The organism is Anoxybacillus amylolyticus (assembly GCF_001634285.1).
Lineage (GTDB): Bacteria > Bacillota > Bacilli > Bacillales > Anoxybacillaceae > Anoxybacteroides > Anoxybacteroides amylolyticum.
The window spans coordinates 1,792,576-1,815,957 of record NZ_CP015438.1 but is presented as its reverse complement, the minus strand read 5'-3'; the positions used below and the strand labels follow the sequence as shown (position 1 = coordinate 1,815,957).

At 42.3% G+C, this 23,382-nt stretch carries 31 protein-coding genes; 10 read left to right on the top strand and 21 right to left on the bottom strand.

Annotation, left to right across the window (positions count from 1 at the left end):
• Positions 1-60: 60 nt before the first annotated feature.
• Genes GFC30_RS09245 through GFC30_RS09240 form a run of 3 tightly spaced genes read left to right on the top strand, consistent with a single transcriptional unit; the run spans position 61 to position 710 of the window.
• The gene (locus GFC30_RS09245) at positions 61-318 is read left to right on the top strand and encodes a DNA alkylation repair protein (protein ID WP_066324654.1); all 258 of its coding nucleotides are present in this window, start codon (positions 61-63) and stop codon (positions 316-318) included.
• The gene (locus GFC30_RS17620) at positions 312-443 is read left to right on the top strand and encodes a hypothetical protein (protein WP_274520057.1); all 132 of its coding nucleotides are present in this window, start codon (positions 312-314) and stop codon (positions 441-443) included. Before GFC30_RS09245 ends, GFC30_RS17620 begins: the two co-directional genes overlap by 7 nt.
• A gap of 12 nt (positions 444-455) precedes the next feature.
• On the top strand, positions 456-710 hold the full coding sequence (locus tag GFC30_RS09240) for a DUF6154 family protein (RefSeq protein WP_066324652.1): 255 nt from the start codon (positions 456-458) through the stop codon (positions 708-710).
• 31 nt (positions 711-741) lie between these two features.
• On the opposite strand, the gene ilvA is transcribed toward GFC30_RS09240, so the two are convergent.
• Together ilvA and GFC30_RS09230 are read right to left on the bottom strand one after the other, a co-directional pair.
• Complete coding sequence (gene ilvA / locus GFC30_RS09235; protein ID WP_066324650.1) at positions 742-1,950, bottom strand: threonine ammonia-lyase; 1,209 nt, start codon at positions 1,948-1,950, stop codon at positions 742-744.
• 54 nt (positions 1,951-2,004) lie between these two features.
• Positions 2,005-3,207 carry an MDR family MFS transporter gene (locus GFC30_RS09230; protein ID WP_066324649.1) on the bottom strand — a complete coding sequence of 401 codons (1,203 nt, stop codon included), beginning with the start codon at positions 3,205-3,207 and terminating at the stop codon, positions 2,005-2,007.
• A 77-nt stretch (positions 3,208-3,284) separates the two neighbouring features.
• Here GFC30_RS09230 and GFC30_RS09225 point away from each other — a divergent pair, with 77 nt between their 5' ends.
• Positions 3,285-4,436 carry an MFS transporter gene (locus tag GFC30_RS09225; RefSeq protein ID WP_409978482.1) on the top strand — a complete coding sequence of 384 codons (1,152 nt, stop codon included), beginning with the start codon at positions 3,285-3,287 and terminating at the stop codon, positions 4,434-4,436.
• Between the two features lie 25 nt (positions 4,437-4,461).
• Here the strand turns inward: GFC30_RS09225 and GFC30_RS09220 are convergent, their stop codons facing one another.
• The gene (locus GFC30_RS09220; RefSeq protein WP_066324646.1) at positions 4,462-5,655 is read right to left on the bottom strand and encodes an MFS transporter; all 1,194 of its coding nucleotides are present in this window, start codon (positions 5,653-5,655) and stop codon (positions 4,462-4,464) included.
• A gap of 208 nt (positions 5,656-5,863) precedes the next feature.
• Between GFC30_RS09220 and GFC30_RS09215 the strand changes: the two genes are divergently transcribed.
• On the top strand, positions 5,864-7,102 hold the full coding sequence (locus tag GFC30_RS09215; RefSeq protein ID WP_238583480.1) for a two-component system sensor histidine kinase NtrB: 1,239 nt from the start codon (positions 5,864-5,866) through the stop codon (positions 7,100-7,102).
• Positions 7,103-7,213: 111 nt separating this feature from the next.
• The gene (locus GFC30_RS09210; protein ID WP_066324636.1) at positions 7,214-8,584 is read left to right on the top strand and encodes an MATE family efflux transporter; all 1,371 of its coding nucleotides are present in this window, start codon (positions 7,214-7,216) and stop codon (positions 8,582-8,584) included.
• Between the two features lie 26 nt (positions 8,585-8,610).
• Here GFC30_RS09210 and GFC30_RS16535 read toward each other — a convergent pair whose 3' ends face one another.
• The 8 genes from GFC30_RS16535 to GFC30_RS09180 form a co-directional block, all read right to left on the bottom strand.
• A complete protein-coding gene (locus GFC30_RS16535) occupies positions 8,611-8,742 on the bottom strand; it encodes a YjcZ family sporulation protein (RefSeq protein WP_084256265.1) in 132 nt (43 codons plus the stop codon).
• Between the two features lie 49 nt (positions 8,743-8,791).
• Positions 8,792-8,890: a YjcZ family sporulation protein gene (locus GFC30_RS16530; RefSeq protein WP_084256263.1), complete on the bottom strand. Its 99-nt coding sequence runs from the start codon at positions 8,888-8,890 to the stop codon at positions 8,792-8,794.
• Between the two features lie 227 nt (positions 8,891-9,117).
• Positions 9,118-10,038: an EamA family transporter RarD gene (gene rarD, locus GFC30_RS09205; protein WP_066324632.1), complete on the bottom strand. Its 921-nt coding sequence runs from the start codon at positions 10,036-10,038 to the stop codon at positions 9,118-9,120.
• 79 nt (positions 10,039-10,117) lie between these two features.
• The gene (locus GFC30_RS09200; RefSeq protein WP_066324623.1) at positions 10,118-10,996 is read right to left on the bottom strand and encodes a magnesium transporter CorA family protein; all 879 of its coding nucleotides are present in this window, start codon (positions 10,994-10,996) and stop codon (positions 10,118-10,120) included.
• A gap of 49 nt (positions 10,997-11,045) precedes the next feature.
• Positions 11,046-11,900, bottom strand: coding sequence for a cation diffusion facilitator family transporter (locus GFC30_RS09195; protein WP_066324621.1), 855 nt, complete (start codon positions 11,898-11,900; stop codon positions 11,046-11,048).
• Positions 11,901-12,110: 210 nt separating this feature from the next.
• Complete coding sequence (locus tag GFC30_RS09190) at positions 12,111-12,980, bottom strand: M15 family metallopeptidase (RefSeq protein WP_409978481.1); 870 nt, start codon at positions 12,978-12,980, stop codon at positions 12,111-12,113.
• Positions 12,981-13,016: 36 nt separating this feature from the next.
• Positions 13,017-13,721, bottom strand: a complete 705-nt coding sequence (deoD, locus tag GFC30_RS09185; RefSeq protein ID WP_066324619.1) for a purine-nucleoside phosphorylase — start codon at positions 13,719-13,721, stop codon at positions 13,017-13,019.
• Positions 13,722-13,856: 135 nt separating this feature from the next.
• On the bottom strand, positions 13,857-14,243 hold the full coding sequence (locus GFC30_RS09180) for a hypothetical protein (RefSeq protein WP_066324617.1): 387 nt from the start codon (positions 14,241-14,243) through the stop codon (positions 13,857-13,859).
• A gap of 100 nt (positions 14,244-14,343) precedes the next feature.
• Here GFC30_RS09180 and GFC30_RS17200 point away from each other — a divergent pair, with 100 nt between their 5' ends.
• Positions 14,344-14,499 carry a hypothetical protein gene (locus GFC30_RS17200; RefSeq protein ID WP_169807000.1) on the top strand — a complete coding sequence of 52 codons (156 nt, stop codon included), beginning with the start codon at positions 14,344-14,346 and terminating at the stop codon, positions 14,497-14,499.
• Positions 14,500-14,515: 16 nt separating this feature from the next.
• Here the strand turns inward: GFC30_RS17200 and GFC30_RS17195 are convergent, their stop codons facing one another.
• Positions 14,516-14,674: a hypothetical protein gene (locus GFC30_RS17195; RefSeq protein WP_169806999.1), complete on the bottom strand. Its 159-nt coding sequence runs from the start codon at positions 14,672-14,674 to the stop codon at positions 14,516-14,518.
• 116 nt (positions 14,675-14,790) lie between these two features.
• Positions 14,791-15,105 (bottom strand): YodL domain-containing protein, encoded by a 315-nt coding sequence (locus GFC30_RS09175; protein WP_066324614.1) that lies wholly within the window; start codon positions 15,103-15,105, stop codon positions 14,791-14,793.
• Between the two features lie 232 nt (positions 15,106-15,337).
• Here GFC30_RS09175 and GFC30_RS09165 point away from each other — a divergent pair, with 232 nt between their 5' ends.
• Positions 15,338-16,888: an IS1182 family transposase gene (locus GFC30_RS09165; protein WP_179946269.1), complete on the top strand. Its 1,551-nt coding sequence runs from the start codon at positions 15,338-15,340 to the stop codon at positions 16,886-16,888.
• Positions 16,889-16,998: 110 nt separating this feature from the next.
• On the opposite strand, the gene GFC30_RS09160 is transcribed toward GFC30_RS09165, so the two are convergent.
• Genes GFC30_RS09160 through GFC30_RS16525 form a run of 3 tightly spaced genes read right to left on the bottom strand, consistent with a single transcriptional unit; the run spans position 16,999 to position 18,756 of the window.
• Complete coding sequence (locus tag GFC30_RS09160) at positions 16,999-17,763, bottom strand: sporulation protein (protein WP_066324610.1); 765 nt, start codon at positions 17,761-17,763, stop codon at positions 16,999-17,001.
• Positions 17,747-18,568 carry a serine/threonine protein kinase gene (locus GFC30_RS09155; RefSeq protein WP_066324609.1) on the bottom strand — a complete coding sequence of 274 codons (822 nt, stop codon included), beginning with the start codon at positions 18,566-18,568 and terminating at the stop codon, positions 17,747-17,749. Before GFC30_RS09155 ends, GFC30_RS09160 begins: the two co-directional genes overlap by 17 nt.
• A gap of 2 nt (positions 18,569-18,570) precedes the next feature.
• Positions 18,571-18,756 (bottom strand): hypothetical protein, encoded by a 186-nt coding sequence (locus GFC30_RS16525; protein WP_084256261.1) that lies wholly within the window; start codon positions 18,754-18,756, stop codon positions 18,571-18,573.
• 87 nt (positions 18,757-18,843) lie between these two features.
• Here GFC30_RS16525 and GFC30_RS09150 point away from each other — a divergent pair, with 87 nt between their 5' ends.
• A complete protein-coding gene (locus GFC30_RS09150; RefSeq protein ID WP_066324608.1) occupies positions 18,844-19,965 on the top strand; it encodes a DUF2515 domain-containing protein in 1,122 nt (373 codons plus the stop codon).
• 300 nt (positions 19,966-20,265) lie between these two features.
• Here GFC30_RS09150 and GFC30_RS16520 read toward each other — a convergent pair whose 3' ends face one another.
• On the bottom strand, positions 20,266-20,436 hold the full coding sequence (locus GFC30_RS16520) for a YozD family protein (protein WP_084256259.1): 171 nt from the start codon (positions 20,434-20,436) through the stop codon (positions 20,266-20,268).
• Between the two features lie 128 nt (positions 20,437-20,564).
• Here GFC30_RS16520 and GFC30_RS17615 point away from each other — a divergent pair, with 128 nt between their 5' ends.
• Positions 20,565-20,690, top strand: a complete 126-nt coding sequence (locus GFC30_RS17615; protein ID WP_274520056.1) for a hypothetical protein — start codon at positions 20,565-20,567, stop codon at positions 20,688-20,690.
• Here GFC30_RS17615 and GFC30_RS09145 read toward each other — a convergent pair.
• From GFC30_RS09145 to kamA, 4 genes are all read right to left on the bottom strand, one after another.
• Positions 20,679-21,323, bottom strand: coding sequence for a hypothetical protein (locus GFC30_RS09145; protein ID WP_066324607.1), 645 nt, complete (start codon positions 21,321-21,323; stop codon positions 20,679-20,681). The genes GFC30_RS17615 and GFC30_RS09145 overlap by 12 nt on opposite strands.
• Positions 21,324-21,435: 112 nt before the next feature.
• Positions 21,436-21,654 (bottom strand): YozE family protein, encoded by a 219-nt coding sequence (locus GFC30_RS09140; protein ID WP_066324605.1) that lies wholly within the window; start codon positions 21,652-21,654, stop codon positions 21,436-21,438.
• Positions 21,655-21,721: 67 nt separating this feature from the next.
• Positions 21,722-21,991, bottom strand: a complete 270-nt coding sequence (locus GFC30_RS09135) for a YokU family protein (RefSeq protein WP_066324603.1) — start codon at positions 21,989-21,991, stop codon at positions 21,722-21,724.
• Positions 21,988-23,379, bottom strand: a complete 1,392-nt coding sequence (gene kamA, locus GFC30_RS09130) for a lysine 2,3-aminomutase (protein ID WP_066324601.1) — start codon at positions 23,377-23,379, stop codon at positions 21,988-21,990. The genes GFC30_RS09135 and kamA overlap by 4 nt, the downstream gene beginning before the upstream one ends.
• Positions 23,380-23,382: the final 3 nt, after the last annotated feature.

Below are 23,382 nucleotides of genomic sequence, written 5' to 3'. Positions count from 1 at the left end.
CTCTCTTAGCATGCATAATTCTCCTTCTAATTTGAAAAATAAAAAATGGAGGTGATTCGTTTGGAACCGATGTTATGCCCAGGATGCAAAACAAACCGAACGCGATTCAATATTATTGAACAGCATCCAAAAGCGGTCAAGCTTCATCCGCAAACTGGGGAAGTGGAAATAGAATATACGAGCGAGGCGCTCGATCCGTTTCATCTCCCTTATCGCGGTCCGAGTTACCGTGTGCAATGCGCTGCCTGCGGATTGATTGAAAATGCCGAAACGTTCGTCAAACATGCCCAACATTTTTCGGAGGTGAACAAATGGTGAAAAAACAACCCCCGTCCAGCGAAGTCGATCAAAAATCGCTTGTCAACGAAAAAGCAAAAAAAGCGCAAACAGAAGAAAATAAGCACGTTCGCCGCGTGACATTAAACGGTGCTGACGGACAATAGCGAGGGACAGCCGTGAAATTTATTGACGAATTATACGAATATTATAAAAACCGACTGACTGGTGATGAAGAAGATGCAGAGATTTTGACCATGTCCGTATTAGAAGAGTTAAGACGTGAAGATTTGCTTGCACTTATTAAAGAAATGGATGACGCGGAGTTAGTTGGCATGGTGGGGCTGTATATGCTTGAAAGTTTAAAAGCGAAAATGGCACAAGAAGGAATCGGACAAACCAAATGGTCCTCCTCTCCATCGATTGTTCATTAATAAAAAAGGATGGCATAGTAGCCACCCTTTTTTATTGGAAAAATTCCACATCGTATCCTTCTTTCATTAACACTTGATGGATGTGGTGAATATGGTCTTGGTTTTTTGTTTCGAGCGAAAAATGAATTTCCGCCTGACCCGGCAATACTTTTGCTCCGATTCGCTGATGGTGAATCGACATGACGTTTGCTTCTAATTCCGCAATAATCCGCAGTAGTTTGTTCAACTGTCCTGGTTTATCGGAAATAACAGTCGTAAACGTCACAAACCGTCCTGATTCGACTAAGCCGCGCTCAATAATACGGGAAATGAGCGTAACGTCAACATTCCCTCCACTTAGCACTGCCACCACTTTTTTGCCGGTAAACGGAAGTTTATGATATAACAACGCGGCAAGGGAACACGCTCCTGATCCTTCCACTAGTAGTTTATTTCGCTCGAGCAAATAGAGCATCGTTCGGGAAATTTCCGCCTCTTCCACACAAACGACGCCATCTACGTATTTTTCTATATATTCATACGTAATGTTTCCCGGTTTTTTCACGGCAATGCCGTCGGCGATTGTATCGGACGACGTGATCGTGACCGGTTTTTTATGGCGAAGAGCCGCGGTCATTCCTGGGCAGGCGGAAGACTCTACTCCATATACTTGAATCGACGGTTTTAGCTGCTTGAGCGTAAAAGCTAGACCGGCAAGCAATCCACCGCCCCCCACCGGGCATAACACTACTTCTGCGTCTGGTAGCTGTTCTAAAATTTCTAAGCTAATCGTTCCTTGTCCAGCCATTACTGCTAAATCGTCAAACGGATGCACAAACGTTGCTTGCCGCTGTCGCTGTAGTTCAAGCGCATATTCTAACGACTCATCAAACACATCTCCATGTAAAATCACGTCTGCGCCGTACCCTTTTGTTGCCTGCACTTTGCTTAATGGTGCCCCTTTCGGCATCACAATCGTACACGGAATACCAATCATCGTGCTTGAGTACGCTACCCCTTGGGCATGGTTGCCTGCCGAGGCAGCCACCACTCCGCGCTGTCGCTCCTCTTCACTTAACGACATAATTTTATTAAACGAGCCGCGAACTTTAAACGAACCAGTTTTCTGCAAATTTTCTAATTTCATGTATACTTCGTTAAGGGAAAACTGGCTGAACGTTTGCGAATGCTCCAAAGGAGTTTGATGAACAATTCCTTTCATTTTTTCTCTTGCTTGCAAAACATCATTAAGTGTTAACATATGTATCACCTGCTCGTCATGAGGTTAAACGGTTGCATTGCAATTATAGCGAATTTATGCACTGTATTCCACTGTCTGCTTTTTTTCTTTTATTAAATAAGCAACATAAAAAAGAAAAGGAAATCCTAAAAAGCTTAGGAGTGCTAGCGAAGCAAATAAATACCCACCTCGCGACATGCCGAAAAAGGAAAGTAAAAAGCCTCCGACTACCGGACCGAACGCGTTGCCGATAGAAGTAAATCCCATTGCACCGAAATACAGTCCTTTCATCTGCGGTTTCGCGATTTGGTCGACAAATAAGTCGGTCATCGTAAACATCATTACCTCTCCAATGGTAAAGACAACCATCGCTGTTACTAGTAAAAGCGGGTGATGAAATAAGCCAAATAGCCATAATCCAATACCGCTAGTTATTGTTCCAAGCGCAATCGATACTGCTGGTGAATACATTTTACCGATGCGCGTGATTGGGTATTGGGCGATTAATACAGTAATTGCATTTACGACGATTAAATAAGAAAATAGTTGAACCCCATCGGTGTAGGATGATACGTATTGCGGAATAGTAGAGCTAAATTGGGAATACCCTGCTACCCCTAACGTAATGCCAATCATTCCTAATAAAAAAATTTTGTCGTGAACAATTACCGTGCACGCTTTTCGAAAAGTCACGCGTGTTTCTTTTGGTTGAGAGGAAACAACTTCACGTTGAGACAGCCACCATAACGACACCCCATACAATCCGTAAATGAACGCGGTCAACCAAAACGCCAAGGTCGAAGAAGCGCTGCCCATTTTTAAGCCAAGGAGCGGACCAATTGCCGCCGCCACATTAATGGCCGCATAACGTAAGTTAAAAACGAGCAATTTATGCTCTTGTTTGGTTACGTCGGACAACAGCGCCCGAGAAGATGGTTCAAAAAAAGAACGGCATATTCCGTGTAAAGCGTTCAATAAAAAAAAGAGCCACACATCGTTCGCCACCGCAAAACCGATAAAAACAAGCGACCAAAGCCAAATAGAACTAATCATGACGTTTTTGCGGCCGAAACGGTCAGATAAATATCCCCCAATAAAACCGCTAAATATGCTGACAAAAGAACTTATGCCAATAATCATGCCTGCCTCTACTGCGCTTACTCCTTTTACTTTTGTTAAATAAATAGATAAAAACGGGATCGTCATAAACGTTGCCGCTCTTGCAAAAAAAGTTCCGATAATAATATGTAGACTAATACGGTTTAATTTTTTCCACATAGAGCATTTCTCCTTTGAAAATAAATTGGTGCTCGATTATGATAAAAAGAGCAGTATTTTACTGGAGGTGATAGCGATTGAATCTTTCGCTTTTATTCGTAGTGATGTTTCTTGTGATGTGCGGGTTTGGCATTATCATTCCCATTCTTCCGTTTTTTGCAGAAAACATAGGAGCGACACCGACGGAGCTTGGGCTGTTAATGGCGGTATATTCATTGATGCAGCTGTTGTTTTCACCTGTCTGGGGTCGCCTGTCCGATCGATATGGTAGAAAACCGTTTTTATTGCTCGGCATTATCGGGTTGACGCTTTCCTTTTTCTTGTTTGCCATCGCTAATACGCTTTCGATGCTGTTTATTGCACGCATCATCGGCGGGATGTTATCGGCAGCGACGATGCCAACAGCAACAGCCTATGTCGCAGACGTTACTTCCGTTGAAGAACGCGGAAAAGGAATGGGAATGATTGGAGCCGCGATTGGACTAGGGTTTATTTTTGGTCCGGCGATTGGCGGAATACTTTCCAAAAACGATTTACATACCCCGTTTTGGTTAGCTGGGTGTCTTTCGCTTGCCACTTTCTTACTTGTGCTCGTTTTTTTAAAGGAATCACTGCCAAAAGAAAAGCGAACATATCACCCGACCAAACGATTTGCTTTATCCATGCGAAAAGAACCTGTTATGTTTTTATACCTTTTACAGTGGTTTGTTTCTTTTTCGTTAGCTGGTTTAGAGGCAACGTTTGCTTACTACGCAGCGCAACGGGCAGGGCTTCATTCTGTTGAACTTGGTTATATTTTTATGATTATGGGGCTAGCAAGCGCCTTCATTCAAGGCGGATTAATCGGCAAACTGATTCGTGCGTTCGGTGAAGGAAAAGTGATCCAAGGCGGGATCGCTCTTTCTGCCATTGGGTTTGCGCTTATTTTGCTCGTTCACAATTTTTGGACTGCTGCTCTTTATTTATCGGTTTTCGGCATTGGCAACGGCGTCATACGCCCCTGCCTTTCCTCGCTCATCACAAAGCAAGCAACCGATGGCGAAGGAAGCGCTGCTGGATTCCTTTCTTCCTTTGATTCACTCGGCAGGCTAGTCGGGCCGCCCATTGCCGGTTGGCTATTTACGCTTACTGCGTATTTGCCATATGTACTCGGCATCGCTTTATGTAGTCTTGCATTTCTTTGCTACTACTTGTTTGCCATGAAACAACACAGTAACGCGACTAGGTAAAGGAAGGGACGGTTCCCTTCCTTTGTTAAAAAGTAGAGTCGTGCCGCTGCGAAGAAACCGACTCGTTCGTTTCGCGCATAAAAAAATAAACAATGAGCAACAAAGACAAGCTGCTAAACAACACGACCATCATTTCGAGACCAATGACATCCAAGAAAAATCCTGTCCCAAGCAAGACAATTTGAAATAATACGCGGTCTAACATATTTTTTAAAGAAAAAAAGCGACCGTGATACTCTTTCGGAATATTCGTTTGAAAAATGGTTGCCGTAATCGGAAAAAAGCAGCCGACACTAAAGCCGAATAAGGCAAATGATGCTAAGGCAGCGAGTTTTATTTCTGAAAAATATAGCGAGCCTTGCGAAACGGTAATTAGTAGGGAGAAGACATACAGCGACTTTCGCTGCCCTATTGCCATTCGTTTTACAACGAAAGCACCGATCATAAATGCCATTCCTTCTGTCGTATATAAAAGCCCTTTCACTGCCGGATCGTGCTGCAAGTCGCTAATGCTCATGACAATTAAGTTAAATCCCCCGAGAAATAGCATCGGGATGATCGTTAATAGTAACGCAATTTGAACAAGCGGGTACTTTTTTAATAACGGAACCATCGCTTTGAAAGGCATGTTAGCCCGTTGGTTGCGTTCGCTCGTTTGTTTATTAGGAATGTGTAGAAAAAATGTCACTCCGAACAATATGACGTAAGCGATGAAACTCGCGATATAAAGCGATCGAAGGCTTACCACCGTAAGAAACATCCCCCCTAGCGCAGTTCCTGCAATTCGCGAAATGGTAGAAACATTCATATGAATCCCGTTCATCGCAAGCAATTCCTTCTCCTCTACAATAAGTGGAATCGTCGCTTGAAGAGCAGGGAAATAGAAAGCAGCGGCGATTTGAAATGTTACCATAAAAACAAGCATCCAACCGATGGACGAAAAATGAAGCGCAAGCAACATAAACGTGACACTTATCATCCGAAAAAAACTAGAATACAGTAAGACGATTTTTTTGCTATAACGGTCGCATACTTTGCCGGCGAGCGGTCCAACGAGGACCCCTGCTAATAGTCCAATAAACAAAATAAGGGACTTGAGAAAGTCGGATGGAACGTGTTGTTGTAAAAATTCTAAATTACCGATGATTCCAAACCAAATGCCTAGCCCAGCGACAAGTTCGCCCGTTAGAATAATCCATACATTCCGGTTTTTCCACATTGCCTATCTCCCTTTCTTTTCCAATTCATTGTATCACAATATTTCGTCTAACGAAATATTTTTTTATGTTTTTATTGATTATTTAGAACATAGTTTTTTAGAAATATAAAATCTTTTTTTTCTTCCCTCTAGCCGAGCGATGAAATTTTCAGTACACTACTAACGAACCTTTTTTTAGATAAGGAGCAATGGCGAAATGGATAGGAAGATGGAAAAAAAAATCGAGGAATTGGAAAAAGAAGTACAGTTTTATAAACACTTTGCTCAACAATTGCCATTTACTTTCCAGTTCACCGACTATTCGTTAGGAATGGCGATGGCAAAAAAGCGCGGAACAGCTGAAACAGAAATTCGGTTTGACGTCGCTACTCATCAAATACCTGCAGAACTTCATCTAGATATCGATCCTATTTCCGACTTGCCGTTTGAAAAAGTGGAAGCATTTTTATCTCCCATTCTCGACCTCGTTCCACATCACATCGTATTTGTTGATGGCAACGGTATCATTACACTTTGTAACTTACAAGCGGCAAATGATACCGGGGTTGATCGGGATGAAATGATTGGCAAACATATTCGTGACCTGCTAAAACTACCGGACGAGCTCATTATGACGCTTAAATCGATTGAAAAAAATGAGCCAATTTACAACCAAGAAGTGTTAGATCGTTATTACGGAATTATTAATACGCGCCTCATTCGAAATGAAGATGGCTCAATTAAACGCGTTATTAGCATGTTTCAGTCACTCAATTTAATGAAAGAAACAGAAAAATTAGCTGTCGCTGGTCGCATCGCTGCTGGGATTGCCCATGAAATTCGCAATCCGCTCACAACGGTACGAGGATATTTGCAGTTCTTTAAAAATGAACTTCCTGACCGAATTGTATCGCTTATTGATAAATTGCTTATTCCTGAGTTAGACAGAGCAAATGGCATTATTACGGATTTTTTAAACATCGCGAAACCGTCGGAAGTAAAGGCAGAGAAGATGAATATTAACCAATTTATTAAGGAAGATTTAGGTATTTTACTGCATAGCGAGGCATTGCTTCGTGATATTGAGATCCACTATTATTTGGATGAACGGCTGAACAACTACGACATAGAAGCAGATAAAAATCAACTGCTGCAAGTATTTTTGAATCTTTTCCATAACGCAGTGGAAGCAAAAGTGAAAAAAACGATGCGTATTTCGATTACAAGTAAATTGCATAACAACATTGTGCAAATTTTCTTTTGCGACGATGGTCCAGGGATTCCACCAACCATTATTGATTATATTTTTGACCCTTTTTTCTCAACAAAAGAAACAGGAACCGGGCTTGGATTGTCATTGTCGCGCAAAATCATTGAACTTCATAAAGGAACAATGAAAGTGCAAAGCAATGAAACCGGCACCTGCTTTTTAATTGAATTGCCTGTTTGTATTCGCGCCTCTTTGTGAGGTGTTTTTTTCTTTTTATTGTTTATTTAGAACAATGTTTTATTTATTTTTAGGGTTGTTTATTTTCCATTTTTTTCGTAACCTATAATAGCGAGAAGGGAGGTTTTTTTAGTGAGACAGACGTTTTCACATAAAGAAAAAACGTGGCAGCTACTTCAGCTTCTGTTCCCTGTATTAGTAACACAAATCGGCCTTTATGCAATGAACTTTGCAGATGTGGCGATGTCGGGGCATGCTAGCGCACAAGACTTGGCTGGAGTGGCGATTGGGTCAAATATTTGGGTTCCTGTCTTTACAGGTCTAGGCGGTATTTTACTTGCGCTTACTCCTGTCGTTTCGCACCATCTTGGGGCCAAACGCCCTGAACAAATTCCATATTCAGTCATGCAGGCGGTTTATTTAGCTATTCTTATTGCTTTCGCCATTCTATTTATCGGATCGTTTGCGCTACCGAACATATTAGCTACGATGCAGTTAGAAGAGAATGTAAGAAATATCGCCTATCATTATTTAATTGCGCTTTCGCTCGGTATCATTCCGCTATTCATATATCACGTACTTCGTTGCTTTATAGACGCACTTGGACAAACAAAAATAACAATGTTCATTACATTAATTGCTTTGCCAGTCAATGTCATGTTCAACTATTTACTTATTTTCGGAAAGTTTGGTTTTCCTGCATTAGGCGGTGTCGGTGCTGGATACGCGACAGCGATTACATACTGGTTTTGCTTAGTTGTCGTGTTATTCGTCACAACGAAATGTCGCCCATTTTCTCATTACGGCCTTTTTCGCTCGTTTCCTCCTCTTTCCATTGTGACATGGAAAGAGTTGTTAAAAATTGGGCTGCCGATTGGCTTTGCCATTTTCTTTGAAACGAGCATTTTCGCGGCCGTCACGTTGCTGATGAGCCAATTTAACACAGTGACCATTGCAGCGCATCAAAGCGCGATTAATTTTGCTTCCCTTCTTTATATGATTCCATTAAGTGTATCGATGGCGTTAACGATTGCAGTCGGATTTGAAGCTGGGGCGAAGCGTTATGTAGATGCGAAGCAATATACCATTCTCGGCATTAGTATTGCAGTCAGCACCGCAGTCATTACCTCCCTTGTTCTTTATGTATTCCGAGGCGAAATAGCAGCGCTCTACACAAAAGATGGGGCTGTATGGGAGTTGACAAAACAGTTTTTGTTATACGCTATCTTTTTCCAGTTTTCTGATGCCGTCGCTGCGCCTATTCAAGGAGCACTTAGAGGATATAAAGACGTAAACGCTGCTTTTCTTGCTGCACTTTTAGCCTATTGGGGCATCGGATTGCCAGTCGGCTATGTATTGGCGAATTACACTGCCGCTGAAGCGTTCGGCTATTGGATCGGGCTTATTACCGGATTAGCTGCCGGTGCAGTCTTTTTATCGTTTCGTTTATTGCGCGTTCAAAAGAAACAGCATAACAAACAAAAGGCGGAAGAAGCGTGTTAGCCTCTCCGCCTTTTTTAAGCTAAAAGTTAGCACCATGCGGCACCAACGATAATTAACAAGATAAACAACACAACGATGAGCACGAAACCTCGCCCATGCCCGTATCCACCATACCCATAGCCGCCGTAACCCCAGCCATATCCGTATCCAAATGGCATCTCTTTCCCTCCCTTTTTTTAAAAAGTAACGTTTTCATAGGCGTGGGGATTAGTACCCCCAACCACCAACAAATGCCGCACCAACAATAATTAACAAAATAAACAACACAACGATTAACGCAAATCCGCCGCCGTAAGCTGCACCCATCTTGAGCACCTCCTTCACTATTGTACTTGTAGACTATTCATCTAATGGGAAAATGGTTAGATATTTTTACGAAAATGGGTATTTGTTTAAAAAAACGCCTCCCTATCGTCCTCGAGAAGGAAACGCTTTAGACCGATGGCGCTTGGAGTTAGACAGTTGTCTACCCAATCGTAAAATTTTCTTTCTTAATCTTTGAACAAAAAACAGACTGCCTACTGGACAGTCCCTTATCTTGCACCAAATGAATTTCGTTGGGCAATTTTATGATGCCACCCTTGCATTCGTTTTGTTTTGGCAATTGAAAAAACGATAAGGGCAAGCCAAATGCAGCTGAACGCGTATAAGTGCGCTTTTGTAAACGATTCGTGAAACAAAAAAACGCCTAACATTAAGCTTAATGTCGGAGAAAGATATTGTAAAAAGCCGACCATCGTTAAAGAAATTCGTTTTGCCCCTTTCGCAAAATATAAAAGCGGCAAAGCGGTTGCCGGACCTGCTCCTACCAATAAAAATGTTTGCCAATTAGATAATGAAAGCGGTTCGCTATGTATGATAAGATAAACAAGCGAAATTGGCATGACCACCATCGTTTCAAACGTTAGCCCAATTGCTGCTTCAAAGGAAGCTAGCTTTTTCGTTAGTCCATAAAAAGCAAACGACAACGCAAGCGACAAAGCGACTAACGGAAACTTTCCATATTGGAACGTAATAACTAGCACCCCGCAAAGCGCAAGGAGAAACGACACCCATTGCCATATGTTTAGCCGTTCTTTTAAGACGACCATCCCTAGGGCGACGCTGAATAGCGGGTTAATATAATATCCTAAGCTCGCTTCGACAATATGGTCATGATTGACTGCCCATATGTAAATAAACCAATTGGCGCTAATTAAACAAGCAGACGCGAGAACTCCAATCGCTAGCTTCGGCTGCTTCCACATCTCGACAAAGTGCGCTCGCAATAGCGAAAATTGCTTCGTTACAACGAGCAATCCAACCATAAAAACAAACGACCAAACGATTCGGTGAGCCAAAATTTCTGCTGCCGCATAATTATCTAACAGTTTCCAATAAATCGGTAAAATCCCCCACATAAGGTAAGCTGCTGCGGTATAAAAAATACCAAGCTTTCGTTCACGTTCGTTCATCACTATATCTCCTTGTTTTCCAAGTTGGCAATAGTTTTATTATAAACTGTTTTTAGCGCTTTTCCAAGAAAAAGCATTTCTATGACTTCCCCCACCATCCTTTTTTCTTAAAATAAAGCGCGACGGATATGCCAATTCCAGCCATCAGCCCCCAAGCGTAAGCGTAGCCGTACGTCCACTTCAATTCCGGCATTACGTCAAAATTCATCCCATACACCCCAGCGATGAATGTCATTGGCATAAAAATGACACTGACTAACGTTAACGTTTTCATAATGGTATTCATATGATCTGATTTGAGCGACAACTGTAAATCAAAAATGCCAGCTAACGTTTCTTTAAACATATCAAGCGCAGACAAAATACGAGAATAGCGGCTAGTAATGTCTTTCATATATGGACGTGCGTCTTCTTCGATCGGGAATGCGGGATGATCGATTGATTTTAACATTTCCGCTTGCGCTTCTATGATTTGGCGCAGTTGATGAATTTTCACTTTCCAGTGATATACGCTATGCCCAATATCGTTTTCAAACGGGGTTTTAAAGACTTGTTTTTCTAGTGTTTGAAGATGATCGGCGATGTCGTCAATGACCTGTAAAAAATGAAACGTTAGTACATTTAACCATTCATATAAAATAAAACTTGGGCTTGACGCATGTTCCGGGTGATGGCCTAACTTTTCTTGGATGGTTTCAATGATGGATTGTTCTTTATTGGTATAACTAATCACTTTTGTTCTCGTAATCAATAGCTGTAACTTATGGATTTTCCAATGTTTGTCTAAAAAAAGGAGTGACACAAATACGACATCGCCGTATACGTCCATTTTCGGTAGATCGCTGCCTAAAAAAAGCGCCTCTTTTGCTAGCGAATGAAGCTTTATTTGTTCAAGCAGTGCTAACAGCTCTTTTTTCGTTTCTTCAGTAAAATGCAACCAGTTTTGTTGTATTTCCATCGACTTGTTCCTTTCTTTTTTCTCATAGTATGAAAAAAACCTTAATCGTTTATGAGCGATTAAGGTCTGGTTCGATATGTACGTGCGTCGTTTCAATGTGGTGTTGGTTTTTCATCATTTTCTCTATTTCATCGGCAATTTCGTGGCTTTGGACAACAGTTAAATCGGCGGCAACATGAATCGTGACATCGAGAATAATTTGATTGCCGACCATTCTCGCTTTCACATCCGATACTCGCTTCACCCCGTTAATCGATGCAATTTCTTGTTCGTATGTGGCTAACGCTTGTTCGTCAAATCCGTCGGTTAGCAAATGCGACGTTTCGAAAAAAATATGCCATGCCGTTTTACAAATAATGATGCCGATTAACAAGGCGGCAAGCGGATCAAGCCACCATATTCCCCATTTCGTCCCGAAAATTCCAATGACCGTCCCAATGCTAACAAGAGCGTCGGATAAATGGTCTTTGGCAGCGGAAGCAAGTGCCTGACTGTTCACTCGTTCAGAAAGCCGTTTATTGAACCAATAGACGACAAACATCATCACTGCAGAAAACATCCCAACCCATGCCGCAATAAATTGTGGCACCTCCTCTTTCCGATAAAAGAGCGACATTCCTCCTTTGCTGACGACATCTAGACCAATTGACATCATAATAAACGCCGCAATAAGCGATGAAATGTTTTCTGCACGTGAATGGCCGTACGGATGGTTATGGTCGCGCGGTTTTTGGGCGATTTTAATGCCAACTAAAATCGCGACGGAAGAAATAATATCACTGAAGTTGTTCCATCCATCTGCTGTGACCCCATCGGAATGAGCAACATACCCAATGATTAACTTCATCATTGCTAAACTAATATAACTACCGATGCTCACCCATGCTCCTAGTTCTGGTTTCATTTATTTCACCCTTACTTTTCCTGCTTGCACGTATTAGTTTACCAGCATCCGATCGTGTGAGTCTACAGCAACAAAATTGCGACGTCGAACAACTATAGAAGGTGACAAACTTTTTCTCCCTTAGCGAACTTTATTGGATAAAGGAAAATAACTTTGCATAATTTATATTATGTAAACTATATATAAAAGGACGCTCGCCTTGAGCATCCGTTATACTTTTTTTACTATTTGAAAATATTCTTCCAATGTAATATTTTTTTCATAAATGACTTTTGCTGCTTTTTGCCCAACATACCGAATATGCCACGGCTCGTATTGGTAGCCCGTGATAGCTTCTTTTCCTTTTGGATAGCGGATAATAAAGCCGTATTCGTGGGCGTGGGTGGCAACCCATTTCCCTTCGTTCGTTTCACCAAATGAAGCAGTAAGGTTAGCTTTCATGCTTTGGCTTGAAATATCAATCGCAAGCCCAGTTTGATGTTCGCTCTGTCCTGGGAATGCCACGGCGTGAATGGCTTTTTCTTTCCCATTTTTCTTCACTTCTTCATCGAACAGTTCTTTTTGCCGATCATACGACCGATAGCCGGAAACCGCTACGAGCGATATTCCTGCTTTCTTCGCTGCGGCAAATAGTTGTTCAAGCGCCCTCGCTGCTTCTAGACGCAAGTACCGTTTTTCGACATTTGTTTCGGAAAACGAAAACGGCACGTTTGGAACGACTAGATCACTCGGTTTATAGAAGGCTGGCAAACTTTGTTCTTTATTGACGAGCGCTAATATATTCGTTGGATTCATAATTATTTTTTGGCCGTTTTTCACTTCGATAACGTTCCAATATTTCGCTTCTAAAAGTAAATCTTGGTCAACCGTTGGGTTGGGGGCTGGTTGTTCCGTACTTGGTTGCTCTTTGTTAGGTTGTTGCTCTTCTGTCATCGGCGCTTCGGTCGAAGGTTTTTCCGTTGTTTTCTCCTTTTGTTCTACTTGCGGTTTCGTTGGTTGTGCATGTTGTTCGATGGGCGCACAACCGGCTGCAAGGCACATCGCTGTGAGCATTAACAATGTACGTTTCACTTTCTTCACCTTACTTTGAAACACCTTTGGGAAACCAACGGTGTTTTACACACGAATCGCAGCTTCTAAAGCGACTTCAATCATTTCATTAAACGTTGTTTGCCGCTCTTGCGCTGTCGTTTCTTCTCCTGTTAAAATGTGGTCACTTACCGTTAATACCGAAAGCGCTTTGCGACCGAATTTAGCCGCTAGCGTATAGAGAGCCGCTGTTTCCATTTCTACTGCTAGCACACCGTAACGAGCCCATTTTTCAAACTCTGCATTGTCGTTGTAGAACATATCTGCAGTGAATACGTTCCCTACTTTTAATTGCAACCCTTTTTCGCCCCCAACTTCATAAGCCGTCCGCAACAAATCGAAGTTTGCTGTTGGTGCATAGTCGACTCCCCCGAAAGTAAGCCTGTTCATTTGTGAATCAGTTGAAGCACTCATCGCTAAAATGACGTCGCGCACCTTTACATCTTTTTGAATCGCTCCGCACGTGCCAACGCGAATTAACGTCTGGACGTTATAGCTTTGCATTAATTCGTTCACGTAAATTGAAATCGACGGAATACCCATCCCTGTTCCTTGTACGGAAACGCGATGACCTTTATATGTACCTGTAAATCCAAGCATGCCACGAACACGGTTATAGCAAGTTGCTCCTTCTAAAAACGTTTCCGCGATATATTGCGCCCGAAGTGGGTCACCTGGTAACAAAATCTTATCAGCAATTTCATGTTCTTTTGCTTCGATGTGAATGCTCATCGTTTGTCCTCCTTCAATGATATCATGGAATTTCCCTTTCCCATTGTACACCCTTTATCGTTTAGATACAATGGGAGAACGGATGCCAAAAAGAAGACACACAAAAAAGGACAAAAAAATAAGGGAAACTCCCTTTTAAGATGTTTTGGAATGATAATGTTCTTGCCGCCGATGCGCTAAATATTTCTGCTTAATGTATAGCACCTTTTTGTCCGCGCTTGTCGTATATTTTTTCTCCTTTTTCTCATAACGGGCAAACCAAATGCTGAACAATACATAAAGCGGTAATAATAGCTCGATTGTACCGAAATAGACGTAAAACAGCAGTTTTCCATGAAGCGACATATTCGCGAGCGAATAATACACGCTAGCGATAACTGCTCCGATTGACAATACGTTGACGGCATGTAATGATGGAATTTTTTTACGTCGATAGAACCGTCGCTCAATTGCTGCTTTTGCGTACAACGAAGTCACCGTCAGCACAACGCCGAGAACCGCAGAAACAAATAGTGCCGTCATTGTAATTTGCTCCTTTCTCGAAAATTTCCTAAAATAGCTATCCATAACAAAAGGCAACTAGCGCATACTAATAACCGACAAACGAAAGGAGGAACAAACGATGGGAAAAAAACATCGCAACCGCATTAACGGGCAGAAGAAAAATAACCATATTCCGAAAGAAGCATTGCTGTCCGAAGATGCTGCCCATGCGAAAGAATATTCGGCAGCGGAACGAAAAAACGGGCCTGGTCATCACGATAACCCATCCGATTGACAACAAACCCTTGTTTTCACAAGGGTTTGTTTGCGGTGTCCACTTCGTCAAACGATAGCGTCGTTACTTTCGTATACTCTCCGCGAGCGATTTCTTCGTTCGATGCCCGTCGGTTCAACTCTTCTAAATCATCAATCCCCGGTGCAATCGTTGGAAAGTCGTGTTGTTTTGCCAAATGCTCGCCCCCTTTCTTTTTCTAACCATTCCCCTGCTCATCCTGCTTTATTCGTTTTCATTATTGTATCACATTGCTCGCGCGAATAAAACTAATTATTTTGAATTTTCTAATTTTTATCGAAGGTGCAGGCGGTTAATTTTTTTCCATCCATCATAACAAAGCTTATAATACGTTTGTCCACGCACCCCTTCGTCGATTAACACAATATCACCAGTACCCACGTATCGAGCTTTGTAATTTTCCGGAAGTAAATCTGCTACATTAAATATGCGATACACAGAAGCTAGCACTTCGTCGTGCATCGAAGCTGTCAGCGTCAGCCGATACACTTGTTCATATCCTTTTTCTTGTCCGAATTTAGGTGTTTGAAACAATGTCACATCATACGTCTGTTTTGTTTTCAATACCTTTTTCAAAAGACTAACCATACCTATCCTCTCCCTTTTTTTGTTTCTACAACATATTAGCGCTTTACCATGTCGATTCCTTTAGCAAAATGACAGTTGTTTTGTCGAATAAAAATAAAAGGGGCTGACCCAAAACGCGAATGCGTTTTGAGATTAGCCCGATTTTTTTTACACTAAAATAGAAGAATCGCCCTTTTTTCTGGTAGAATAGAGTCACCACAACAACTATCACCGGAAAAGGAGCGATTCTTTTATGAAACATCATCATATTTCTTTTAAAGAGTATACCATGGATAACCTCACGTTGCCAAGCAATATTGCCGATCTCATTCCACCGGATAATATGGCTCACGTGGTTCACGAGATGGTCGAGCGCATCCCGATGGAGACGTTTCTTCCTTACTATAAAGGCGGCGGTACCTCTTCTTATCATCCAAAAATGATGACGAAAATTATCCTCTACGCGTACACCCAAAAAATGTATCATGGCCGAGAAATTGCTCGACAATTAGAAGTACATCTTCCCCTCATGTGGTTGAGTGGGTTTCAAAAGCCGGACTTCCGTTCCATCAATCGATTTCGCTCCGAACGGATGAAAGGGCTGATTGACGACTTGTTCCGAGAAATGATCACCCTGCTTGTCGCGGACGGCTATGTCAACATGGAAGACTATTTCGTAGATGGGACGAAAATTGAAGCGAATGCCAACCGATACACGTTCGTTTGGCGGAAATCCGCCGAGAAATACCAAGAGAAATTACAAGCCAATGTGGATCAGCTCATCGCCCAGATCGATGCGATCGTGGAAGAAGAAAATGCGGAAGAAATCGACGCTTCCCCTGCTTTTACTTCAAAAGAAATCCGAAAGAAAACCGAGGAGTGGGAAAAACGTTTGGAGGCCGAGCCGGACAACCAACCGTTGAAGAAGGCCGTCAAGAAGATGAAGGAAGACTACTTGCCTCGCAGTGAAAAGTACGAACACCAACTCCAAGTATGCGGGGACCGCAACAGCTATTCCAAAACGGATGCGGATGCGACGTTTATGCGTTTGAAGGAGGACCACATGCGCAACGGCCAACTGAAGCCGGCTTATAACGTACAAGTGGGTTCTTCCGATCAGTTCGTTCTGGGGTATTCGCTTCACCAGAGACCCGGCGATACTCGTTGTCTTCTGCCACACCTAGAGACGGTTCGAGAGAAATATGGGGTGGTACCAAAACGCGTGACCGCTGACGCTGTCTATGGTTCCGAGGAAAATTACGTGAAACTCGAAGAGAAAAACATTTCCGCGTTTATCAAGTACAACACGTATGAGAAAGAGAACACACGCAAGGTCAAGAAGAACCCGCACCATCCACAGAATTGGACATACAAGAAAGAAGAGGACGTTTGGATTTGTGCGAACGGGAAAAAACTGGTCCGTATAGGAACTTCGAAGCAGACCACAGAATCTGGGTATACTTCGGTCATCCAGCACTACCAATGCCACGAATGCGAAGGGTGTCCGTTCCGCTCGGTCTGCACAACTTCCAAGTATGGACGTACAACGCAATGGAACCCCGTCTATCACGAACAGAAACAGAAGGCTCGTGAACGACTGGAAAGTGAAGAAGGACAAGCACGATACCGCCAACGCCAAACCGACATTGAGAGTGTGTTTGGGCAAATCAAGCAAAATCGCGGATTTCGTCGCTTTGTCCTCCGAGGCCTCCAAAAAATTTCCATAGAATGGGGGCTTATTTGCGTTGCCCATAATCTCCTCAAGAAAGCCGCTAAGGACAAACAACGGTCCTTAGCGGCATAAACAATGGAAACAAAAGGGGGCGAATCGCCCTTTTATTTAACAAAATATGTAAAAGTAAAGAAAACTGACTCCAAAAGTCCGCTTTTTAGCGGACTTTTGGGTCAGCCTCTTTAACAATGATATTGTATAAGTTGTGATAATTTTTGTGGAAGCTGCGGAATATCGGTATTTGTCAAGCGAATACGCACGTATGACTCATCCAGATCAAGCGCTTCTGCAAATAAACTGCCGATTCCACGAGCGCGACGGTCGATTTGTAATAACACATCGACTTCTGTTTTCGAAAGCGGGAAAAAAATGACTTCTACCTCATCGAGTTTTCCGCGAAACGAACCGCTTTTTGGCACATACTCAAACTCTTGGACAAACGGTAGGCGATGATGCCATGAAGCTTTTTTGCACTCTGCTTCGCGAAGGCGAAACCCAAGTGTTTCCATCGATGAGAGCAGTGCCATCATAATTGGAATTGGTTCAACGCGAATATAATCGTTGTCCGTCGGGTCGACTGCTTGCTTAATGTCTAAGCCGGTATGAAGCCATACTTTCGTCTGGCCGACAGAAATAGGGGTATCAATCGGCAACATGAATCGAAAAGGGACACTTTGCTTTTCGTTGGCACCAATCGTCAACTGTTCAATCACTTTCCACTTCCCGATAAGCGCATGGGAGGTCGTTTTTCTGTCATTTGCCTCCACTGTGTACGTCGCATACAGCGAAAGATAAATGTGGTCGACTACTTGTGCAACGTGACCGCCTGTAATTTCAATAACTCCTTCGACCTCGTCTCCAGCCATGAGCCGCTCGGATAAAAGCTTCGTATCCACTTTCGCCGCTCCGATTCCGATGCTTGCTAACATTTTATGAAACAATGACATCTTTTCTCCACCTTTCCATCATTTGTTCGATTTCTTTCATCAGTTCGCTTATATCACGAAACGGTTCGTCGATTTGTAGCATTTTTCGCAACATCATCCGTACTGGCTCGGAAAGATTTAATTCTTCTTCCCAGCTACATTCTTCCTTTGTGTTTGGTTGATACGACGAATAAAGCAAAAATAATAAGAAATGACCTAATGCATATATGTCGCTTTTCACGTCAATTTCACGGCGAAGCTTTTTTTCTAACGGATACGTATCAATTAGAGGGGTCTTCTCTCCTAGAAAACGAGCTAAGCCAAAATCGATGATATAGACACGGTCATTTTTGAGTAAAATGTTTGGGATGCGTAAATCGCGATGGACGATGCCTTTCTCGTGAATGAATTGAACAATTTCCAACACGCGTTGTAATACCACTAATGCTTCTTGTTCCGTATACATTTTTCCCGCTTCAAAAATAAGTGACTCCACCGTCTCTCCATCGATATATTCCATCACAAGATGCATCACCCCACGTTCCAAAAACGTTTCATATAACGAAGGGATTTGGGGATGGGAGAGATGCTGTAAAATGGCGGCTTCCCGCAAAAAAGATTCCTTTATTTGTTTCTTTCGTATGGTTCGCATTTGTTTAATGACGACTTTTTTATTCGTCTGCTTATCAAACGCAACATACGCAATCCCATAACTTCCCATACCAAGTTCACGCATGATTTCATAGCGACCGCTCAACATCATCCCAGAGCGATAGCGACGCTCGCATAACCGTTCGACGAACCGGGAAATATAAGAAAAACACATTGTTAACTACCGAAAAAGCTAGAGAAAAAGCTGCCGCTACGGTGCTTCTTTTTATAATGGCTATGACCGTAATGAGAAGGATGAATCGATTTATACTTGTAATAATGATCGCTGCTTGTGTAGTGTGGTTTATGGTATTGGTGAGACAGGCTTTCTTTCAAAATCGACTTAATAATTTTTTTCAACATTCTCATCGCTCCTTTTTTCATTAACTATTTATGTATACGGAATAACCGTTGCAAGGTTTCAAAAATTTTGTTGAGGGGGATTCTACGATGAATGCATTCGTTCGACTTTTCGCCATGCTTTCCCATCCGGTGCAAGCGCTTTATCGTCATTGGCTGTATCGACAGTCCATTTCGATTAGTTCCTCAGCTATGCTTCACAAGCTATTTGAAGAGAAAATGCCTAGAAAACCGTTAACAGACGAGGAACGAAAATTAGTGATGACAATCAAAAACGAAACGACGCGGCTAAATCGTGATAACGTTACCCGTACAGAAGCGTATTTTTCCTTTTTTCAACGCCATCCAGAAGTACATTGGGCATTTTTAGCACACCTTGTATCGCGCAATGGTGGATGGAATATGACGGACTTAAAAGGAAGCCTTGTTCCAGTAGTCGTGGCAACCGAGCAAATCAAGCCATTGTTTTTGTTTTTGGAACGAGCCAATACTCTTATTTTCCATGACGCATACCCACAACTTCTTTTGTACGAAAAAAGTAAAGAACAGAAGAAAAAACTATTTCATTTATTGCCGTACTTTTCTGTTTCCGCATTTATGCAGCCTTTTTGGGAACATTTTTACGAAACGAAAGATGCACCGGTATTGACCGTTGCGCTTATTATTAATGAACAGCAATATATTCAACAACGTGTTGTACAACATCCTTTTTTCCAAGAACAAGTCATTAAAACCTTTCCGTTTTTATGCCAGCAATGGCTTGGATTCAACGATGTGCTCATTCCTTATAAAAGCGGTCGCCACGTTCGCTTAACAGGCATTACCGTTCGCGACTTCGCAGACGTGTCGCACCGTATCGAAATCGGCAAAGCTCTTTACGGAATGCTCTTTTATCGAAACTCGCTGTTTCAGCGAGTCTATCATTTTGCTTGCCAAACGAAACATACCGGCTCGCGTGCAGATTTTTGGCCACACATCTTTTCGAAAACGAACGACGGAGGTCGAATCTTCAGCCCGACGCTAAGCGACGCTTGGCCTGTTATGGAACATCGGTTCCCAGATAAACGCGACTGGTTTTATGACTTAACGATTTTACACGAAGCAGAAAGGATCCCTTTGATGAGCCATCCTTCACTAACTCTCCATTATGCCGACAACCTAAAAAAATTACAAAAAATTGCAACTGCCACAAAACAAGCAATGCATTCATGAATCTCTCTTGCACGTCGATTGACGAGTTTCATGAAAAAGCACACGAAAAAACGACGAGCCTTCTCGTCGTTTCAGACTGTTGAAAAACGATTTTGTCAAGGACAAAATCGTTTTTCAATTGTATATTTTAGGTAGAGAAAATGGATAAGGGGCTGCAGATTTGTGCATTTTTCTTCCTTAAATTAGGATATTCAAAAGATTCGACAATCTAAAGAAAAGAAAAAGTCCATATCTTTCGTGAACTTTTTCTTGACGCCCCACTTTTTCAACACTTTGAAACGACGAGCCTTCTCGTCGTTTCTATTCTTCCCACTCTTCGTCAATAATACATTTTTCAATTAAGTAATCAAACGTAATGTCAGCGAGTTCTTCGAGTTCGAGTTGCGATGGAACAAAGCCGCGACGGATGAGCTCTCGATGAAAAAATTCAGCAATTTCCTCCGTATCAATAACGACTTCCATTTCTTTCACTGTATCGCCCCCTTTTTACTGTTTTATGTTTCAAACGATTACTTTATGTCAAAAAAATTTTCCGTAGGTATGTATGAAAAAAAAGAAGCGTTCATACATTGGAAATAACAAAACAGGGAGGGATGGTCATGAATAAAGTCGATGAAATCATCGACAATATGATGGAGTCTATTACAAACGGCATGTTTTTAATGATCGTTTTGTTTGGGGTGCCTTACTTTTTCTATGTGCTCGCCCAGTTTCTAGGCAGATGAGTTTTTTTCACGGACAAGCTTTTGCAAGGTGATTAATGTTATTTCCATCTGTTGTTTATATTGCTCATCGCCAAACCACTCATATAATCGCCGATAATCATTATACACATCTAATAACTGGTCCACGGATTCCGTTTTTTCGGAAGGTGCCGCTGGCAGAAGAGGATACGGCTCATGTCGACCAATGTATCCTAGCAGCGCAATATTCTGCATTACAACAACTGATGGTTCTTCGGAAGAAGCGATGGAAATGACGTCCTCAATACTTGCCTCAATCTCTAGTCCATCCGTTATCCGCTTCAACTCATAAACGATTTCTTCCCATCCTTCCTCTTGATAGCGGTAAATTTCCGTGCGGACGCCAATAATTTTAAATACGTCGTTATCGTAGTTGTGCACGTAGACAAGTTCTCCGAGGAAAAACGGCAATTCTATTTCTACTTCCTCAGTAATCCACACATCTCCAGAGAACTCTGATAATAGCACTAACGATTGCTCCATAAACAAACTCGCACTATGATTTACTTCATATAAAAACACTCCGTCAATATATTGCACATCTGTAATCGCCCCGACCGTTCCGTATAGCGTGTTTACGACAACATCTCCAATCGTGAATTTTGCCCCTTCCATCTTACTCCCTCCTCTCTCGTTGTTATTAAATTATATGCAACGAAAAACAAGCGGACACATACGCAAGTGCCCTGCGATAGCGTTTTCAAAAAAAAGGGGAGCATTTTTCCGCCTACACCTCGTGCAAAAAACGCTCCCATGTTTCATCGAAAATAGACATGCTTTCTAAATAATCGCCATTCATTTCTAAGTAACGGCTAATTTCATCATAATCGGTAGATGCTTTTGGAAAGCTATGATCGTAATACACCCCGTTGGCAAATCGAACGACAGGATCCTCTTTTTTTCCGTCACGAAATTTAAGTAAATAGCGATAAAACGAACACATCATTGCTCCATCCTCTTTCGTTATTCTTGTTGTTTGTCATTTTAATCGCTTTTTTGCTATTTGTGAAGCATTATCGAAAATAGTTTCGTTTCAACCGCCGCGGTTGGCTCATCAGTTCGTCGTACGTGATCGATTTCGCTAAATGAATCGTGTCGATAAGAAAAAGCTGGTCTTCAATGGTCGTCACTATTTCTTCCTCTTGATAAATCATGCCACACGCATGGCACGAAACGCTTGGCGTACAAGTAATTTCAATCGCGCGCAACCCATCGGGAAGCTCCCAATATACTGTTTGCTTGGTCTCCGCCCCCTCGTTAGAACCACACCAAAGACAAATCATTCGCTTTTTCGCTCCTCCGTTTTTTGTAGCATTGCTTGATATTTTTTCTCTTTTAATTCATTTCGTTTCTCTCGCAAATCTTTTAATGACTTATGGTTTGGGTCTGCTTCATACATTTTCCGCCGTTCCATCCGGTTGAGCGCTTCTGGAACGATCGCAGCCTTCATTTCGTTAGCGATAGCCGCAATGCCAGTGGTCGACTGTTTTTCGTCAACATCAGGAAAAATCTCTTTAAAATACGCTTCGGCACGATTCGGTACGTACTCTTTTGGCTCTGGGTAAAACGTAATGACCCCTTCATAGTTTCGCAAAATAACCTTTTCTGGTGTTTGCAACAATAAATAGTTTGGTTGCAAGGAAATTTTCCCTCCCCCGCCTGGCGCGTCGACGACAAACGTTGGTACAGCATAGCCGGAAGTGTGACCACGTAATCCTTCGATAATCTCAAGCCCTTTAGAAATAGGGGCACGGAAATGGCTAATCCCTTCCGACAAATCACATTGGTAAATATAGTACGGACGGACGCGCATTTTCACTAAATCGTGCATCAGCTTTTTCATAATCGGGACGCTGTCGTTAATGCCTGCTAAAATGACGGATTGATTGCCGACAGGCACGCCAGCGTTCACGAGCATTTCGCATGCCAGCTTCGACTGTTCTGTAATTTCAATCGATGTGTTAAAATGGGTATTCAACCAAATTGGATGATATTTTTTTAAGATGTTACATAAATTTTCGGTAATGCGCTGTGGAAAAACGACCGGGGCTCTTGTTCCAATGCGAATAATTTCTACATGAGGAATAGCACGCAATTTCTTTAAAATGTACTCTAGAATTTGGTCGTTCACTAATAACGCATCCCCGCCTGATAATAAAACATCACGCACTTGTGGCGTTTGGGCGATGTATTCAATCGCAGCGTCGAGCTGTTTTTTCGGCACCCCCATGCCAATCTGTCCGGAAAAACGTCTTCTCGTGCAGTAACGACAGTACATCGAGCATTGGTTCGTAATTAAAAAGAGGACGCGATCTGGATAGCGATGTGTTAAACCTGGAACAGGCGAGTCTTCGTCTTCATGAAGCGGGTCTTCTAAGTCATATTTCGTTTTCTGCTGTTCTTTCGCAACTGGTACGGACTGCATGCGAATCGGGCAGCGCGGGTCATCTGGGTTCATGAGCGAAGCGTAGTACGGAGTAATGTTCAATGGGATGGTTTTCGCTGATATTTTCACCCCTTCTTCTTCTTCTGGTGTTAAGTGAATGACTTTTTTCAAGTCTTCTAACGTGCGAATCGTATTCGTTAATTGCCAAAGCCAATCGTTCCATTGTTCCTCCGTGACGTCTTTCCAAAGTTCAACCTCTTTCCAATGGCGTTTTGGGCGATACATACT

Excerpts from the sequence above, each read along its gene's own strand:
- GFC30_RS17620 (WP_274520057.1), top strand. The coding sequence starts at position 312 with ATGGTGAAAAAACAACCCCCGTCCAGCGAAGTCGATCAAAAATCGCTT.
- ilvA (WP_066324650.1), bottom strand. The coding sequence starts at position 1,950 with ATGTTAACACTTAATGATGTTTTGCAAGCAAGAGAAAAAATGAAAGGA.
- GFC30_RS09230 (WP_066324649.1), bottom strand. The coding sequence starts at position 3,207 with ATGTGGAAAAAATTAAACCGTATTAGTCTACATATTATTATCGGAACT.
- GFC30_RS09220 (WP_066324646.1), bottom strand. The coding sequence starts at position 5,655 with ATGTGGAAAAACCGGAATGTATGGATTATTCTAACGGGCGAACTTGTC.
- GFC30_RS09215 (WP_238583480.1), top strand. The coding sequence starts at position 5,864 with ATGGAAAAAAAAATCGAGGAATTGGAAAAAGAAGTACAGTTTTATAAA.
- GFC30_RS16535 (WP_084256265.1), bottom strand. The coding sequence starts at position 8,742 with ATGCCATTTGGATACGGATATGGCTGGGGTTACGGCGGCTATGGGTAT.
- GFC30_RS16530 (WP_084256263.1), bottom strand. The coding sequence starts at position 8,890 with ATGGGTGCAGCTTACGGCGGCGGATTTGCGTTAATCGTTGTGTTGTTT.
- rarD (WP_066324632.1), bottom strand. The coding sequence starts at position 10,038 with ATGAACGAACGTGAACGAAAGCTTGGTATTTTTTATACCGCAGCAGCT.
- GFC30_RS09200 (WP_066324623.1), bottom strand. The coding sequence starts at position 10,996 with ATGGAAATACAACAAAACTGGTTGCATTTTACTGAAGAAACGAAAAAA.
- GFC30_RS09195 (WP_066324621.1), bottom strand. The coding sequence starts at position 11,900 with ATGAAACCAGAACTAGGAGCATGGGTGAGCATCGGTAGTTATATTAGT.
- deoD (WP_066324619.1), bottom strand. The coding sequence starts at position 13,721 with ATGAGCATTCACATCGAAGCAAAAGAACATGAAATTGCTGATAAGATT.
- GFC30_RS09180 (WP_066324617.1), bottom strand. The coding sequence starts at position 14,243 with ATGACGGCACTATTTGTTTCTGCGGTTCTCGGCGTTGTGCTGACGGTG.
- GFC30_RS17200 (WP_169807000.1), top strand. The coding sequence starts at position 14,344 with ATGGGAAAAAAACATCGCAACCGCATTAACGGGCAGAAGAAAAATAAC.
- GFC30_RS09175 (WP_066324614.1), bottom strand. The coding sequence starts at position 15,105 with ATGGTTAGTCTTTTGAAAAAGGTATTGAAAACAAAACAGACGTATGAT.
- GFC30_RS09165 (WP_179946269.1), top strand. The coding sequence starts at position 15,338 with ATGAAACATCATCATATTTCTTTTAAAGAGTATACCATGGATAACCTC.
- GFC30_RS09160 (WP_066324610.1), bottom strand. The coding sequence starts at position 17,763 with ATGTCATTGTTTCATAAAATGTTAGCAAGCATCGGAATCGGAGCGGCG.
- GFC30_RS09155 (WP_066324609.1), bottom strand. The coding sequence starts at position 18,568 with ATGTGTTTTTCTTATATTTCCCGGTTCGTCGAACGGTTATGCGAGCGT.
- GFC30_RS16525 (WP_084256261.1), bottom strand. The coding sequence starts at position 18,756 with ATGTTGAAAAAAATTATTAAGTCGATTTTGAAAGAAAGCCTGTCTCAC.
- GFC30_RS09150 (WP_066324608.1), top strand. The coding sequence starts at position 18,844 with ATGAATGCATTCGTTCGACTTTTCGCCATGCTTTCCCATCCGGTGCAA.
- GFC30_RS17615 (WP_274520056.1), top strand. The coding sequence starts at position 20,565 with ATGAATAAAGTCGATGAAATCATCGACAATATGATGGAGTCTATTACA.
- GFC30_RS09145 (WP_066324607.1), bottom strand. The coding sequence starts at position 21,323 with ATGGAAGGGGCAAAATTCACGATTGGAGATGTTGTCGTAAACACGCTA.
- GFC30_RS09140 (WP_066324605.1), bottom strand. The coding sequence starts at position 21,654 with ATGATGTGTTCGTTTTATCGCTATTTACTTAAATTTCGTGACGGAAAA.
- GFC30_RS09135 (WP_066324603.1), bottom strand. The coding sequence starts at position 21,991 with ATGATTTGTCTTTGGTGTGGTTCTAACGAGGGGGCGGAGACCAAGCAA.
- kamA (WP_066324601.1), bottom strand. The coding sequence starts at position 23,379 with ATGTATCGCCCAAAACGCCATTGGAAAGAGGTTGAACTTTGGAAAGAC.